General features: G+C 69.2%; 12 protein-coding genes. 7 read left to right on the plus strand and 5 right to left on the minus strand.

Annotation, left to right across the window (positions count from 1 at the left end; all coding sequences use genetic code 11):
* Positions 1–19: 19 nt before the first annotated feature.
* On the minus strand, positions 20–229 hold the full coding sequence (locus tag JI746_RS20745) for a hypothetical protein (protein WP_201692186.1): 210 nt from the start codon (positions 227–229) through the stop codon (positions 20–22).
* A gap of 220 nt (positions 230–449) precedes the next feature.
* Here JI746_RS20745 and JI746_RS20750 point away from each other — a divergent pair, with 220 nt between their 5' ends.
* Complete coding sequence (locus JI746_RS20750; RefSeq protein WP_201692187.1) at positions 450–5816, plus strand: calcium-binding protein; 5367 nt, start codon at positions 450–452, stop codon at positions 5814–5816.
* Positions 5817–5933: 117 nt separating this feature from the next.
* Here the strand turns inward: JI746_RS20750 and JI746_RS20755 are convergent, their stop codons facing one another.
* Genes JI746_RS20755 through msrB form a run of 4 tightly spaced genes read right to left on the minus strand, consistent with a single transcriptional unit; the run spans position 5934 to position 8001 of the window.
* Positions 5934–6713, minus strand: coding sequence for a foldase protein PrsA (locus JI746_RS20755; RefSeq protein ID WP_201692188.1), 780 nt, complete (start codon positions 6711–6713; stop codon positions 5934–5936).
* Between the two features lie 24 nt (positions 6714–6737).
* On the minus strand, positions 6738–7019 hold the full coding sequence (locus JI746_RS20760; RefSeq protein ID WP_201692189.1) for a BolA family protein: 282 nt from the start codon (positions 7017–7019) through the stop codon (positions 6738–6740).
* Complete coding sequence (locus JI746_RS20765; protein WP_201692190.1) at positions 7016–7576, minus strand: septation protein A; 561 nt, start codon at positions 7574–7576, stop codon at positions 7016–7018. The genes JI746_RS20760 and JI746_RS20765 overlap by 4 nt, the downstream gene beginning before the upstream one ends.
* Complete coding sequence (gene msrB, locus JI746_RS20770; RefSeq protein ID WP_201692191.1) at positions 7576–8001, minus strand: peptide-methionine (R)-S-oxide reductase MsrB; 426 nt, start codon at positions 7999–8001, stop codon at positions 7576–7578. Before msrB ends, JI746_RS20765 begins: the two co-directional genes overlap by 1 nt.
* A 327-nt stretch (positions 8002–8328) precedes the next feature.
* On the opposite strand from msrB, the gene JI746_RS20775 reads away from it, so the two are divergent.
* The 6 genes from JI746_RS20775 (at position 8329) to JI746_RS20800 (ending at position 15845) form a co-directional block, all read left to right on the plus strand.
* Positions 8329–9138, plus strand: a complete 810-nt coding sequence (locus JI746_RS20775) for a hypothetical protein (RefSeq protein ID WP_201692192.1) — start codon at positions 8329–8331, stop codon at positions 9136–9138.
* A gap of 29 nt (positions 9139–9167) precedes the next feature.
* Positions 9168–10334: a hybrid sensor histidine kinase/response regulator gene (locus JI746_RS20780; RefSeq protein WP_201692193.1), complete on the plus strand. Its 1167-nt coding sequence runs from the start codon at positions 9168–9170 to the stop codon at positions 10332–10334.
* An 80-nt stretch (positions 10335–10414) separates the two neighbouring features.
* On the plus strand, positions 10415–12043 hold the full coding sequence (locus JI746_RS20785; RefSeq protein ID WP_201692194.1) for a 3-(methylthio)propionyl-CoA ligase: 1629 nt from the start codon (positions 10415–10417) through the stop codon (positions 12041–12043).
* Positions 12044–12222: 179 nt separating this feature from the next.
* The gene (locus JI746_RS20790) at positions 12223–13458 is read left to right on the plus strand and encodes a branched-chain amino acid ABC transporter substrate-binding protein (RefSeq protein ID WP_201692195.1); all 1236 of its coding nucleotides are present in this window, start codon (positions 12223–12225) and stop codon (positions 13456–13458) included.
* A gap of 138 nt (positions 13459–13596) precedes the next feature.
* Entirely contained in the window at positions 13597–14544 is a 948-nt protein-coding gene (locus JI746_RS20795; protein ID WP_201692196.1) for a branched-chain amino acid ABC transporter permease, read from the plus strand.
* A gap of 2 nt (positions 14545–14546) precedes the next feature.
* Complete coding sequence (locus tag JI746_RS20800; protein ID WP_201692197.1) at positions 14547–15845, plus strand: branched-chain amino acid ABC transporter permease; 1299 nt, start codon at positions 14547–14549, stop codon at positions 15843–15845.
* Positions 15846–15858: the final 13 nt, after the last annotated feature.

Genomic DNA, 15858 nt, shown 5'->3' on the forward strand with positions numbered 1-15858 from the left:
GACGGCTCTCCTCCTGGCCTTACTTGCGGCCGATCTCGATGTAGCCGGGGCTGACCGGGTTGTTGCGGGCCGCGAACACGGCGCCCAGCCTGGCGAATTGCATCGTGAAGACGACGCCGTCCGTGTCGTTGGCTCCCAGCATCAGGCCCGCGGGGCCGCCGGTGACCGGCACGAGCGTGGCCGTGCGGAATGCCTGGACGTTCGTCTCGCTGCGCAGCGTGGTGCGCAAGGCGTTGTTCGGACGCGTTGTGCTGAGCCGAACTGTGGCGGCGGCGCCGCCGCGGCGGAACTTGGTCGCGCCGTCGGTGCAGGCGCCGTACCGCGGCGCACGGCCCGAGCTTGTTCTCCATCAAGGTCCCGCGGCTGCCGTCGTCCATTCTTGAGGGAGTCGGCAGCGCAAGGCCTGCGTCCGACGCAGCCAGACTGCGCACCGGCATCCGGGAGCAAGCATGGCCACCTATGCGTTCACGAACGTCGCGGGCTCCAGCATCGCCTTCGACCCCGCCGTCGACCAACTGAGTTTCGGTCCGGGAATGGGGGCCCCGGGCCTGTCGCTCGCAGCGGCGGGTGCCGACACGATCGTGTCCCAGGGCGGCGCCGCCGTGCGGCTGCTCGGGGTTGTGGCGGCATCGCTCGCCGGGACGCAATTCGTGTTCGCCGACGGCTCCGTGTACCGCCAGGGCGGTAGCGGCGACGACGCGCTGGGTGGAACGGCCTCCGCGGACCAGTTCGACATGCGCGCCGGCGGCAATGACAGGGTCTCCGCCGGCGCCGGCGACGACGTGATCCGGGCCGGGGCAGGCCTGGGCGACACCGACGTGTTCCGCGGCGGGGCGGGTAACGACGAACTGCACCTGGCCGGCAACTATGCCGCCGCGGTGCCGCTGCGGACGCTGACCGTCACGGAGATCGAGCGCTTCGTCTTTGAGCCGGGCGGGACGGTGCGGCTGCGCCTGAACGACAACGTCTTCGCCACCGCAACGGCCCCCGTGTCCTTCGATGCCACGGCCCAGGGCTCCGGCGATGGCATGTCCCTCGATGGCAGCGCGCTGCTGTCGGCCCTGCACGCCCAAGGCGGCGCGGGCGCGGACACCTTGCTGGGCGGCAGCGCGGACGATGGCCTGTCCGGCGGTGCCGGCGCCGACACGCTGGAAGGCGGCGGCGGCAACGACACCCTCACCGGCGGCGACGGTTCCGACCAGCTGCGGGGCGGCGTGGGCAACGACACGCTGGACGGCGGCCCGGGAGACGACGTGCTGGACGGCGCGGCGGGTGACGACGTGCTGCGCGGCGGCGCCGGCAGCGACGTGCTCGCAGGCGGCGCGGGCTCCGATGCGCTCGACGGCGGTGACGGCAACGACGTCCTGGTGGGCGGCAGCTACTTCCTGTTCGGCGAGTCTGCCGCGACCGACACGCTGGCAGGCGGCGCCGGCGACGACGTGCTCTACGTGCGCCCCGGCGATGGCGCCTTCGGGCGCGACGACGCCATCCTCACCGGCGGCACGGGCGCCGACCGCTTCGCCTTGACCTACGCGACCGCCGATGGCGAGGCGAACGGGGCGACGCTGCTGCACGACGTCAGCACGGTCGCTTCACCGGTGCGCATCACGGACTTCCGGCCAGGCGAGGGCGACCTCCTGCGGACCGGCATCGTCGATGGCATGTTCGACGGCCGTCCGGTGATCTGGCGCGGCACGCCGGCGGCCCCCTTCAAGGCCACATTGCACCAGAGCCTCTCGCACGCCGGTGCCGATCCCGCCGAGGCGGACTTCTACGGCCTCTGGGCTTTCCATGACGCGGCGCGCGCGCAGACGGTGCTGTTCGTCGACAGCAACTTCAGCTTCGCGGTGGACGCGGGCGACACCAAGATCGTCTTCGACGGCGACGTCGCGCTTTCGCCGGAGAGCTTCACACCGGGCACCTTCGCGGGGCCGGAGCATGTCGGCACGGCGGCCGCCGACACGCTGGTGCTGACCGCCGGCGACGACCTGACCTTCGGCCTGGCGGGCAACGACGTCCTCGAGGGACTGGAGGGCAACGACACCCTCAACGGAAATGCCGGCGACGATGCGCTCAGCGGCGCCGCCGGCGCCGACGCCCTGTACGGCGGCGCCGGCGCGGACGTTCTGGACGGCGGCGGCGACGCCGACCTCCTGTACGGCGGCAGCGGGTCGGACACGCTGGCGGGCGGCGCGGGCGACGACCGGCTCTACGCCGATGGTCCGGTCCACTCCGGAACGACGGTCTGGGACTGGGACGCCGCCGACGCGGTGAACCTCCTCCACGGCGGCGCCGGCGACGACCTGCTGCAAGGCGGCGCGGGCAGCGACTTCCTGCACGGCGACGACGGTGCCGACACCCTCGATGGCGGCCAGGGGTCCGACAGCCTGGACGGTGGCGCGGGCAACGACGTGCTGCGTGCCGGCGCGGCCAGCCTCGGGTCCACCGACAGCCTGGCAGGCGGAGAGGGCGATGACGTTCTCCAGGCCCAGGGCGGCCGGGTGGTCCTCAGCGGCGGTGCCGGCGCGGATCGCTTCCTCCTCTTCCCGGTGGGTCCCGGCGGCGCCGACATCGTCGGCTCCGGATTCAGCACCGTGGCCGCGCCCGCCCGCATCACCGACTTCGACGCCGCGCAGGGCGACCTGCTGCCCTCCGGCATCCTCAATGGACACCGCGGCGCGACGCCGCTGGTGTGGCGCGGCGAGGCCGCGGCCGGCTTCACGGCCACCGAAGGCGAGCGGACCCCGCTTGCCGGTGCCGGCCTGGCCGACACGCGGTTCCTGGAGTTCTGGATCCTCCATGACACGGCGGCCCGCCAGACCATCCTGTTCGTCGATTCCAACCGCAACCTGCGCGTCGATGCGACCGACCTGAAGGTCGTCTTCGACGGCGAGACCGGGCTCTCCCCGGCCTGCTTCACGCCTGGCACGTTCACCACCCGATCCGGCACGCCGCAAGCCGATGCGGACACCACGCCGCCGCTGTCGTCCGGCCCGGACGTCGCCTTCGCGGGGGCCGGCGACGATCGCCTGGACGGCCTGGCGGGAAATGACGGGCTCTGGGGCGAGGCGGGCAACGACCACCTCGCCGGCGGACCCGGCGACGATGCCCTCGACGGCGGCGACGGCGACGACACGCTCGATGGCGCCGACGGCATCGACTGGCTGCAGGGCGGCGCCGGAAGCGACAGCCTGCATGGCGGGAACGGTGCCGACGACCTGGACGGCGGGCCGGGTGCCGACCTGCTGTCCGGGGATGCGGGCGACGACCGGCTGTGGGGCGGCAGCGATGGCGACACGCTCCTGGGCGGGGACGGCGACGACGTGCTGCAGGGTGGCGACGCCGAACCCTGGTGGCCCGCCGGCCTGCCGGGCGCGAATGCCGGCGCGCCGACTTCCGCACTGGTGCAGACCGTGCTCACGGGCGGGCCGGGCGCCGATCGCTTCGTGTTCGCGTACGCCCGCTTCGACGGCGCGGGTGACTGGAACATCGTCAGCCACGCCACCAGCCTGGTCGCGGCGCCGCAGCGGGTCACCGATTTCGACGCTGCGCAAGGCGACCGGCTGGGTTGCGGGATCGTCGATGGCACGGCGGCCGGCGTTCCCCTGGTGTGGCGCGGGGAGGCCGCCGCGGGCTTCACGGCCACGGCCGGCCAGAGCATGGCGCTGGCGGGCAGCGATTCCGCCGACCCGCATTTCCTCGAGTTCTGGACCTGGCATGACCCGGCGAGCAACCGGACGGTGCTGTTTGCCGACCGCAACCGCGACTTCGTGGTGGACGCGTCCGACCTGAAGATCGCGTTCGACGGCCTGGTCCCGCTGGCGCCCGGCAGCTTCACCCCGGGGACCTTCCGGGCCCGGGTGGGCAGCGCGGGCCCCGATACCAACGCGCAGCTCCCGGCGGGCAGCGGGGACGACATGCTTTTCGGCGGCGGCGGCGACGACCGGCTCAGCGGTGCCGGCGGCAACGACTTCCTGGGTGGCAACCAGGGCACGGACGTGCTGAACGGCTCGGCCGGTGACGATGTCGTGCTGGGGGGCGCCGGGGACGACACCCTGTATGGCGCCGATGGCAACGACAGGCTCGTCGGCGGCTCGGGCTCCGACGCGCTCGACGGCGGCGCAGGCAATGACACGCTGTTCGCCGCCGAAGTGCAGGACTTCCTCGGTGACGCCGTCGACGATGCCGCCAGCGACGGCAACAGGCTGTCGGGTGGCACGGGCAACGACGCCCTCTGGGGCGCGGGCGGCAGCGACCTGCTGGACGGCGGCAGCGGCGACGACACGCTCTGGGGAGGCGGCGGCGCGGACCTGCTCGATGGCGGCGAGGGCATCGACCGGCTGGCCGGGGGCGCCGGCGACGACACCTACGTGCTGCGCGATGCCGGTGACGTGCTGGTCGAAGCCATGGGCGAGGGCATCGATTCCGTTCTGAGCGCTCTCGGAGCGTTCACGCTCGCGCCGGACATCGAGAACGCCACGGTGCTGGCGCCGGCGGGGGCCGTCGTGTGGGGCAACGCGGCCGACAACAGGCTGTCGGGCGGCGCAGGGGACGATGAACTCCATGGCGCCGGCGGCAACGACTGGATCGACGGCGGCGCCGGCAGCAACGCGCTGAGTGGCGGCGCTGGCGACGACAGCTACGCGGTGCGCTCGGCCGGCGACCGCGTCATCGAGGCGGCGGGCGAGGGAAACGACGTCGCCTGGAGCTACCTCGCCGCCTTCGTGCTGCCCGACAACGTGGAGACCGGCCGGATCGCACGGTCCACGGGCGCCGCGCTGGGCGGCAATGCCGCGGCCAACGCACTGCATGGCGATGCGGGCCGTGACACGCTGGACGGCGGCCTGGGCGCCGACGTGATGGCGGGAGGCAAAGGCAACGACACCTACTACCTGGACGATGCGGGCGACGTGGTCACCGAATCGGCCGACGCCCTGCTCGGCGGAGTGGACACGCTGGTTTCGAGCGTCACCCGCACGCTAGGCGCCTTCCAGGAGAACCTGACGCTGTCCGGTACCAGCGCGGTCCAGGGCACGGGCAACGCACTCGCCAACGTGCTGACGGGCAACGAGGCAGCCAACGTGCTCTCGGGCGCTTCGGGCAACGACACCCTCAGCGGCGGCGCGGGGAATGACGTCCTGCAGGGCGGGGCGGGCGCGGACCGGATGTCCGGCGGCAGCGGCGACGACCGCTACTACGTGGACGACGCCGGCGACCTCGTCATCGAATCCGTGGCCGCCGGCGGCGGCTACGACACCGTCATCTCCGGCATCGGCTACACGCTCGGCAAGTCCCTGGAGAAGCTGGTGCTCTCGGGCAATGGGGCCATCGATGGCAACGGCAATGCGCTGGCCAACCTGCTCACCGGCAATGCCGGCGACAACCGGCTGGCGGCCGGGGCGGGCAACGACACGCTGCAGGGCGGCGGCGGCAACGACGTCCTCGACGGCGGCAGCGGTGCCGACCGCATGACGGGCGGCAGCGGGGCCGACCGCTTCCAGATGGCCCTGGCTTCCGACATGGGCAGGAGCCGCGGCAGCTGCGACGTCATTACCGACTTCCGCAGCTTCGAGGGCGACCGCATCGACCTGTCGGGCATCGACGGCAACACGGCGCTGGCCGGACTGCAGCCGCTCGCGTTCATCGGCACGGCGGGCTTCAGCGCCGGCGATGCGACGGGGCAGCTGCGCTGGGAGTACGACACCCGCGCCGGCGTCGCCATGGTGTACGGCAGCACCGATGCGGACGCCACGCCCGAGTTCGCCATCGAACTGGTCGGCGTCACCGCGGTGGCTGCGGCCGACTTCATCGTCTGATCCGGGGCGCGGCGGCCGGGTTTCGCTGGTCTCCAAGCACCCGCGCGGACGAGAAAAAAGCGGCCCATCCCGGGCCGCTTGTCTGCCCCACCCCGGCAGGGGTGCGGGAAGGAACGCTTATTCGACCTTGGCGGCCTTCCGCAGGCTTTCCTGGAACTGCGCCAGCTTCTGCTGCTGCAGCTGCTGCGCGATCTGCGGCTTGACTTCGTCGAACTTGGGCAGCTGGGCTTCGCGGACGTCGTCGACGCGGATCACGTGCCAGCCGAACTGGGACTTCACCGGCGCCGGGGTCATCTCGCCCTTCTTCAACTTGATCATGGCCTCGGCGAACTCGGGCACGTAGCTGCTCGGGTTGGCCCAGTCCAGATCGCCGCCGTTCTGGCCGGATCCCGGGTCCTTGGACATCTTCTTGGCCAGGTCCTCGAACTTCGCGCCCTTCTTCACGTCGGCGATGATCTTCTTGGCCTCGTCTTCCTTTTCCACCAGGATGTGGCGCGCCTTGTATTCCTTGCCGCCGTTGGCCGCCGCGAACTTGTCGTACTCGGCCTTCACCTCGGCGTCCGTGACCGGGTTCTTCTTCTGGTAGTCCGCGAACAGCTCGCGGATCAGGATGGTCTGGCGGGCGAGTTCGAGCTGGGCCTTGTAGTCGTCCCCGGCGTCCAGGCCGCGCTTCTGCGCTTCCTGCAGGAAGATCTCGCGCGTGATGACCTCGTCCTTCAACTGGCCCTGCATCTCGGGGGTGACCGTCCGGCCGGCCTTGGCCAGCTGTTGCTGCAGCATGTCCACGCGTTCCTTCGGGACCGGCTTGCCGTTGACGATGGCGACGTTCTGCGCAGCGGCGGGCAGGGCGATGCCGATGGTGGCCGCGGCCAGCGCGGTCAGGAACACTTTCTTCATGGGATATCCTCGGGAGCGGAAAAATTAGACCAGTTCGATCGCCAGCGCGTGGACCCCATGCTCACGGTCGAGGTAATCGCGCAGGGCATCATACACAAGGCGATGACACGCGACCTTGGTCTTGCCGGCGAACAGCGGCGAGGCGATGCGCACGCGAAAATGCGTCCCGACACCGGTGCCGTCCTGGCCCGCATGCCCCAGGTGCGCCGCGCTCTCGTCCAGCACTTCGACATGGCTGGGCGCCAGTCGTTCCGTGAGGCGCGCCGCCAGCGCCTCCGAGGTGATCCCGGTTCCAACGGATTTCACGAATCCCCGGCTCCGGCTTCCGCCTGCTTGCCGTCCTTCATGTGGCGGCTCAGGTACACGGCCTGCCCGATCACGAACAGCGCCATCAGCCCGAGCCCGCCGAAGAGCTTGAAATTGACCCAGGCATTGGTGTCGTAGTGGTAGGCGACCCACAGGTTCAGGACGCCCATCAGCGCGAAGAAGACGATCCAGCTCCAGTTCATGGCGCGCCAGGCGGCGTCCGGCAGTTCGAGCTGGGCGCCCATGAGCGTCTTGAGGAAGTTCTTGCGGAAGAACAGCATGCCGATGGCAAGCGTGCCGCCCATCATCCAGTACAGGACGGTGGGCTTCCATTTGATGAAGGTCTCGTCGTGGGCCAGGATGGTCGCGCCGCCGAACACCACGATGATGCCCAGGCTGAGCCACTGCATCGGCTCGATCTTCCCGTGGGAGTACTTGAGCCAGGCGATCTGGGCGACGGTGGCGGCGATGGCCACGCCGGTGGCCACGTAGATCCCGCCCAGCTTGAAGGCGACGAAGAAGAGGACGATCGGGAAGAAGTCGAGGAACAGTTTCATCAGGCTTTCTTGCCTTCCGGCTGGAAGTCCAGCGAGGCGGAGTTCATGCAGTAGCGCAGCCCGGTGGGGGCGGGCCCGTCCGGGAACACGTGACCGAGGTGGGCGCCACATTGTGCACACACCGTTTCGGTCCGCACCATGCCAAGGCTGGCATCGCGGATTTCCTTGATCGCCCCCGGCACCGCCTGGGAAAAACTGGGCCAGCCGCAGCCGGCATCGAACTTGGTGCCGGAGTCGAACAGCTTGGCGCCGCAGCAGATGCAGTGATAGCTGCCGTCGGCCCAGACGCGTTCGTACTTTCCACTGTAGGGGCGTTCGGTGGCGGCACGGCGCGTGACGTCGAAGGCGCCCGGCTCGGCGCGCTTCTGCGCCAGCAGCGCCTTCCATTCGGCCTCGGTCTTTCGGATCGGAAATTCGTCGTTCATGCAGGCTCCCTGTGCCGCCGTGAAGCATCCAGCATTCTGCGCCTCGGGCCATCGCCCATGAACTCTAGGGGAAAGGCTTACCGCAGGTGCCCCGTGGCTCGGGGACAATGTTTCGCACGAGCTCCTCAGGAGCCACAGAGAGGGAGGAAGAAGAATGAGACATTGTTCGGGGTGGCCCCGAAGGCCGGCCCCCGGTCCCGTCGTGCCGCTGCGGTTCGTGGCCCTCGGGGACGGCCAATGAGCGCACTGGCGCTAAAGTTGGGGCTGGAACACTTCCTCGGAACGCGCCGGACGCGCCCTGCACTGCGCGCCGCCGTCCGCCACTTCATGAAACAGCCCCCCGGCAACACGGCCGCACCCCTGGCCGGCCGCCGCATCCTGCTCGCCTGCGACAGCGTGCCGCTGGCCGATGCGCTGCGCGATGCCGGTGCGTCCGTGCTCCAGGCGCGCACCGAAGCCAGCCTGCCGCAGCAGCTGCATGCCTTCCAGGGCGCAGACGCCATCATCCTCGCGCTGGACGCGCCGGGATTCGACGCGCTGGCTGCGGCGCGCGCGATCCGCGCCGCCCGCGAGCCCTGGGCCGCCACACCCCTGCTGGGGCTGGCAGCCCGTCCGGATGCATTCGCCGAAGCGGCCGCGGCCGCCGGCATCGATGGCTTGCTGGGCAAGCCTGTGGAGACGACCCTGCTGTACGAGACCCTGACCCGCTTCATCACGGCCGGTGCTGCGCGACCGCGCACGCAGGCCGCGCCCGCCCCGGCCACCGCCACCTCCGTCGTCCCCGAAACGCTGCTGAACCTGCAGCGCCTGGAAAGCTACCAACGCCTCGGCATGCTCGAGGAGCTCGTCAACGACTACCTGCCGGAGATGGCCCGCCTGCTCGTCGCCTTGCGCGCCGCCGCCGGCAAGGCCGACGCGCCCGCCAGCCTGGCGGCCCTGCATTCGCTGCTGGGCATGAGCGGCGAGGCCGGGGCCCAGGGCCTCTACCAGCACGTGCGCAAGCTGTACGTGCCCCTGCTCGAACACGGCCAGTGGCCCGGCGCCGACTGGTTGCCGCAGCTGGAGCAACTCGCCTCGCGTACCGAGGACGCCCTGAAGGCATACTGCGCCCAGCAGGCGCGACCCAGCGCCGCGTGAAGGGCGCGTCCAGCGCCGCCGAGGATCGTATGCAGGTTCCCGATTTCGCCGCCGAGGCGCCGGCGGTGCTGTTCGTCGACGACGAACCGATGTCGCGCAAGTGGTTCGTCCGCGAGTTCGGCGACGAATTCCGCGTGCAGACCGCCGGCGGCGCCGACGAGGCCCTGAGCATCCTGCGGGAACGCAGCCAGGAATTCGGCGTGCTGGTCACCGACTACCGCATGCCCGAACGCGATGGCATGAAGCTGCTGCGCGCCGTGCAGCGCGACTACCGCCACGTGATCCGCCTGCTGGCCACCGCCTACGCCGAAAAGGACGTCGCGATCGCCGCGGTGAACCAGGGCAAGGTGCTGCGCATCCTGGAAAAGCCGCTCGATGGCGAAGCCACGCGCGAGGCCCTGCGCGAGGCGCTGCAGCTCTATCGCACCCAGGCCCTGGAGCGCGTGGTCAACGAAGGCCGGGTGGCGGCGCTGCGCGAGGCGCTCGGCTTCCTGGCGCACGAACTGAACACGCCGCTGGCCACCGTGCGCGGCTACGTCGCCTCGGTGGTGGCGCGGCACATCCCGGCCGAAGACGGCATCGAGACGGGCGTCGCCCGCTTCACGGAAGACCAGCCGGGCGAACTCGTGCGCGCGCTGGAGCGGGCGGAACGCCGGGCGCTGTATTGCCAGTCGCTCGTCTCCACCTTCGTGCAGTCGGCCCGCGACGCCTACCCGGACGCGGCCCCGCAGTCCATCAGCGCCAGCAGCCTGGTGGAGGCGCTGCTCGACGAGTTCCCCTTCGAGGAGAACGAGCGCGGCACCATCACCATCGACGTGCGGCACGACTTCCGCCTGCCCGGGCGGCGCGACCTGCTGTACCTCGTGCTGTGCACGCTGACGAAGAACGCCCTGATCGCGCTGCGCGGCCGCCCCGAGCGGCACCTGTGGCTCGAGGTGGATTGCGATCCCACGGCGCCGGTCGGCCGGCGCTGCTGGATCCGGGTGCGCGACAACGGCCCCGGCATCCCGCCCGACGTGCTCGCCAAGCTCACGCGCGAGCCGGTGACCACGCGCAGCGCCACCGGCGGCAGCGGCATGGGCCTGATGTTCTGCCAGCGCGTCATGCAGACCATCAACGGCTCCATCGACGTGCAGTCCACGCTCGGCGAGGGCGCGGCCGTCACGCTGTTCTTCCAGCCGCACACGCCCAATTAGCGTTTCCCCTGCGCCCGCACGCTGCCTGTCGCGCTGCGGTTAGCATTCGCCCTCGGAAGAAACCACCGAGGAGAACACGCATGCTGGGACTGATGCAGAACCGACCCCTGCTGATTTCGGGGCTGATCGCGCATGCCGAGCGCCACCACGGCGACGGCGAGATCGTGTCGCGCCGGGTCGAGGGCGACATCCACCGCTACCAGTGGCGCGATGTCGCGCGGCGCTCCCGCCAGGTGGCCAACGCGCTCGACGCGATGAACCTGCTGTTCTCCGACCGCGTGGCGACGCTCGCCTGGAACGGCTACCGCCACCTCGAGCTGTACTTCGGCGTCAGCGGCTCGGGCCGCGTGCTGCACACGATCAACCCGCGCCTGCACCCGGAGCAGATCGCCTGGATCGCGAACCACGCCGAGGACCAGGTCCTGTGCTTCGACATGACCTTCCTGCCGCTGGTGCAGGCCGTCCATGCGAAGTGCTCCACCATCAAGCAGTACGTCGCGCTGTGCGAAGCCGACAAGCTGCCGCAGGACAGCGGCATCCCCAACCTCGTGAGCTACGAGAGCTGGATCGGCGGCCAGTCGCCGGAGTACGAGTGGCCCGCGTTCGACGAGAACTCCGCCTCCAGCATGTGCTACACGAGCGGCACCACCGGCAATCCCAAGGCCGCCCTCTACAGCCACCGCTCGACGATCCTGCACGCGTATGCGGCGGCCTTGCCCGACGTCATGGGCCTGTCGGCGCGCGACGCCGTGCTGCCGGTCGTCCCCATGTTCCACGTCAACGCCTGGGGCATCCCGTATTCCGCGGCGCTCACCGGCTGCAAGCTGGTGTTCCCCGGCCCGGCGCTGGACGGCAAGTCGGTCTACGAGCTGGTCGAGGCCGAACAGGTGACCTATGCGGCCGGCGTGCCCACCGTGTGGCAGATGCTCCTGGGCCACCTGAAGCCGAATGGCCTGCGCTTCTCCTCGCTCAAGCGCACGGTGATCGGCGGCTCCGCCTGCCCGCCGGCCATGATCGACGCCTTCCGCGAGGACTACGGCGTGGAGGTGCTGCATGCCTGGGGCATGACGGAGATGAGCCCGCTCGGGACGCTGTGCACGCTGAAGAACAAGCACCTGACGATGTCGCCCGAGGACCAGATGAAGATCCGGCTCAAGCAGGGCCGGGCGATCTATGGCGTCGACCTGAAGATCGTGGGCGACGCCGGCGAGGAACTGCCCTGGGACGGCAAGACCTTCGGCGACCTTTACGTGAAGGGCCCGTGGGTGGTGCGCGAGTACTTCAAGGGCGAGGGCGGCGACCCGCTGGTGAACGGCTGGTTCCCCACCGGCGACGTCGCCACCATCGATCCCGACGGCTACATGCAGATCACCGACCGCAGCAAGGACGTGATCAAGTCCGGCGGCGAGTGGATCAGCTCGATCGACATCGAGAACATCGCGATGGCGCACCCGGCGGTGCAGATGGCCGCCTGCGTCGGCATGCGGCACCCGAAGTGGGACGAGCGGCCCGTCGTCGCCGTGGTCAAGCGCCCGGGCATGGAAGTCACGCGCGAGGAGCTGCTGAAGTTCTACGAAGGCAAGATCGCCAAGTGGCAGATCCCCGACGACGTCGTGTTCGTGGAGACGATTCCGCTGGGTGCGACGGGCAAGATGCTCAAGACGCGGCTGCGCGAGCAGCTGAAGGACTACAAGCTGCCGACGGCTTGAGGGGGCTTGCTCCCTCCCCCTCCGGGGGTGACGGGAACCGGAGTCACCGTCGCGACTCCCCCCACCACCCACTGTCACCCAGGCGATATTGCGCCTGCCCCTTTACGGGCAATCCCTGTGCCGGTCGGGTATGCGCGAACGGTACCCTGCCGGGGTTATTGCATACCAAGGAGCAGGCAATGAAGTTCACGCTGAAGGCCATCGCCGTCACCGCGATGGCGCTGGCCGCCGGCACCGCGTTCGCGCAGAAGGGCGAGACCGTGCGCATCGCGTTCATGGATCCCCTGTCGGGCCCGTTCGCCAACGTCGGCCAGAACCAGCTCAAGAGCTGGCAGTTCGCGGCCGAAAAGCTCACCGCCCGCAACCCCGCCGGCGTCAAGTTCGAGGTCGTCGGCTTCGACAACAAGGGCTCCCCGCAGGAAAGCCTCAACACGCTCAAGGCTGCCATCGACCAGGGCTTCCACTACGTCGTGCAGGGCAACGGCTCGGGCGCCGGCCTGGCGATCCTCGATGCCGTCTCCAAGCACAACGAGCGCAACCCCGGCAAGGAAGTCGTCTACCTGAATTACGCCGCGGTCGACCCGGCGATGACCAACGAGAAGTGCGACTACTGGCACTTCCGCCTCGACGCCGACACGTCCATGAAGATGGAGGCGCTGACCGCCTTCATGAAGGACCAGCCGAAGGTCAAGAAGGTCTTCCTGCTGAACCAGAACTACTCGCACGGGCAGCAGGTCGCCAAGTATTTCAAGGAAGGCATCGCGCGCAAGCGTCCCGACGTGCAGATCGTCGGCGAGGACCTGCATCCGATCGGCCAGGTCAAGGACTTCGCGCCCTACGTCGCCAAGATCAAGCAGTCGGGCGCCGACACCATCGTCACCGGCAACTGGGGCCAGGACCTGACGCTGCTGGTCAAGGCCCTCAACGACGCCGGCCTGAAGATCCCGATGTACACCTACTACGCCACCGTGACGGGCACGCCCACCGCGCTGGCCGCCGGCGGCGACGGCGAGGTCTACGTGGTGGCGTACGGCCACGCCAACCACACCGGCGAGCTCGGGCAGATCGCCGCCGAGTTCAACAAGAAGTTCAAGGACGACTACTACACCTACGCCACCTACAACGGCATCAACCTGCTGTCGGCGGCGATCGCCAAGGCGCAGTCCACCAACCCGGTGAAGGTGGCCAAGGCCATGGAAGGTCTCTCGGTCAAGAGCTTCGCCGGCGACGTGACGATGCGCCCGGCCGACCACCAGCTGCAGCAGACGATGTACATCACCAAGTGGCAGAAGGCCAAGAAGGGCGAGTACAGCGTGGAGAACACGGGCTACACCTTCGTGCCCATCAAGCAGATGGACCCGTACGTGTCGTCCACGCCCACCAGCTGCCAGATGAAGCGGCCTTCCGCGGGCTGAGTCCCGCGCGCGGCGCATGACGCCGCTGCGCGGCATGACCTCGCGCTGCGCGCTTGATGACACAATGACGCAAGTCATGCGGCGACGCCGCGTCATCGAGCGCGCAGCGCGAGGTCATTCCGTCATAGAACAACAACGATGGAGTTCTTCACCATATCGCTGCTGAACGGCATCAGCTACGGGCTGCTGCTGTTCATGCTCAGCTCCGGGCTCACGCTGATCTTCAGCATGATGGGCGTCCTCAATTTCGCCCACGCCAGCTTCTACATGCTGGGGGCCTACTTCGCGTACAGCAGCACGCAGCTCCTGGGCTATTTCCCGGCGCTGCTCGTCGCGCCCCTCCTGGTGGGCGTGCTCGGCGCGCTGTTCGAGAAGTACGCGCTGCGCCGGGTGCACCAGTACGGCCACGTGGCCGAACTGCTGATCACCTTCGGCCTGTCCTTCATCATCCTGGAGATGGTGCAGCTCGTGTGGGGCACGAGCTCGGTGGACTACCGCGTGCCGCCCTTGCTGTCGGGGCCGCTGTTCACCCTCTATGGCACCCAGTTCCCGATGTACCGCGGCTTCATGATGCTGGTGGCGGTGCTGATGCTGGTGGCCATCTGGCTGCTGCTGACGCGCACGCGCATCGGGCTGGTGATCCAGGCCGCGCTCACCCACGCGGAGACGGTGGAGGCGCTCGGCCACAACGTGCCGCGCGTGTTCATGCTGGTGTTCGGCGGCGGCGCGGCGCTCGCGGGCCTCGCGGGCGTCATCGGCGGCAACGCCTTCGTCACCGAACCGGGCATGGCCGCCACCGTGGGCTCCGTGATCTTCGTCGTGGTGGTGGTGGGCGGCATGGGCTCGCTGGCCGGCGCCTTCATCGCCTCGCTGCTGATCGGCGTGATCCAGACCTTCGCCGTCGGCGTCGACGCATCGCTCATGGGCGCGCTGCAGACGGTGGGCGTGGGCGTCACGCCCCAGACCTTCGGCTACGCGCTGTGGAAGCTCAAGATCTCGCAGGTCGCGCCCATCCTGCCCTATGTGTTCCTGGTGCTGATGCTGGTCTTCCGGCCGAAGGGCCTCCTCGGTACGCGGGAGGGATGACCATGGCACGCCACAAGGACTACTTCGAGTTCAAGCCGTACAACGTCGCGCGCTGGGCGATCTGGGGCGGCTATGCGCTGATCCTGCTGCTGGCGCCGCTGGTGTTCACCAGCAGCCTGTCGCACACCATGCTGTCGCAGATGGGCATCGCGATCATCGTCTGCCTGTCGTACAACATGCTGCTGGGGCAGGGCGGCATGCTCAGTTTCGGCCATGCCGTGTATTCGGGCATGGGCGCCTTCCTCGCCATCCACACGCTCAACCTCGTGGCCAAGGGCGGCTGGCAGATCCCCGTGAGCCTGGTCCCGGTGGCGGGCGGCATCGCTTCCATGCTGTTCGCGGTGGCCTTCGGCTACGTCACGACCAAGAAGGCCGCCACGCCCTTCGCGATGATCACGCTGGGCATCGGCGAACTGGTGTGGGCCTCGGCGCTGATGTTCCCCGAATTCTTCGGCGGCGAGGGCGGCATCTCCAGCAACCGCGTCGCCGGGCCCAAGCCCTTGGGCATCACCTTCGGCCCGCAGATCCAGCTGTACTACCTGATCGCGCTCTATACCTTCGTCTGCACGGCGGCCATGTACGCCTTCACGCGCACGCCGCTCGGGCGCATGCTCAATGCGGTGCGCGACAACCCGGAGCGGGTGGAATTCGTCGGCTACGACACGCAGAAGGTGCGCTACATCGCCTTCATCCTGTCCGCCTTCTTCGCCGGCATCTCGGGCGGCCTGGCGGCGCTGAACTTCGAGATCGTCACCTCGGAAGTGGTGAGCGCGCCGCGCTCGGGGGCCTACCTGCTGTTCACGTTCCTCGGCGGCGCGACCTTCTTCTTCGGTCCGATCATCGGCGGCGTGCTGCTGGTGCTGGCCGGCGTGCTGCTGTCCGAGCTCACCAAGGCCTGGCTGCTGTACCTGGGGTTGGTGTTCCTGTTCATGGTGATGTACGCGCCGGGCGGCATCGCCAGCCTGATCATGATGAACGTGCGGGTGGCTTCCTTCGGGCGCTTGAAGGAGCTGTGGGTCAGCTACCTCGCACTGGCCTTCACGGCGCTGGTGGCGCTGTGCGGCGCCGCGGCGATGATCGAGATGGTCTACCACCTGCAGCTCAATGCGGCACTGGGGCCGAAGCTGCAGTTCATGGGCGCCACGCTGGATGCCCATGGCGCCGACAGCTGGTTCGGCGCGCTGTTCGTGATGCTCACCGGCGTGGCGATGTTCGAGCTGGCACGCCGGCACTACGCGCGCCAATGGGGCGAGATCCAGGAATTCATTGCGAGAGAGATGAAGAGAAGGGAAGGCCTGTGAGCGCCGCACGGTC

It is taken from the genome of Ramlibacter alkalitolerans (assembly GCF_016722765.1).
Lineage (GTDB): Bacteria > Pseudomonadota > Gammaproteobacteria > Burkholderiales > Burkholderiaceae_C > Ramlibacter > Ramlibacter alkalitolerans.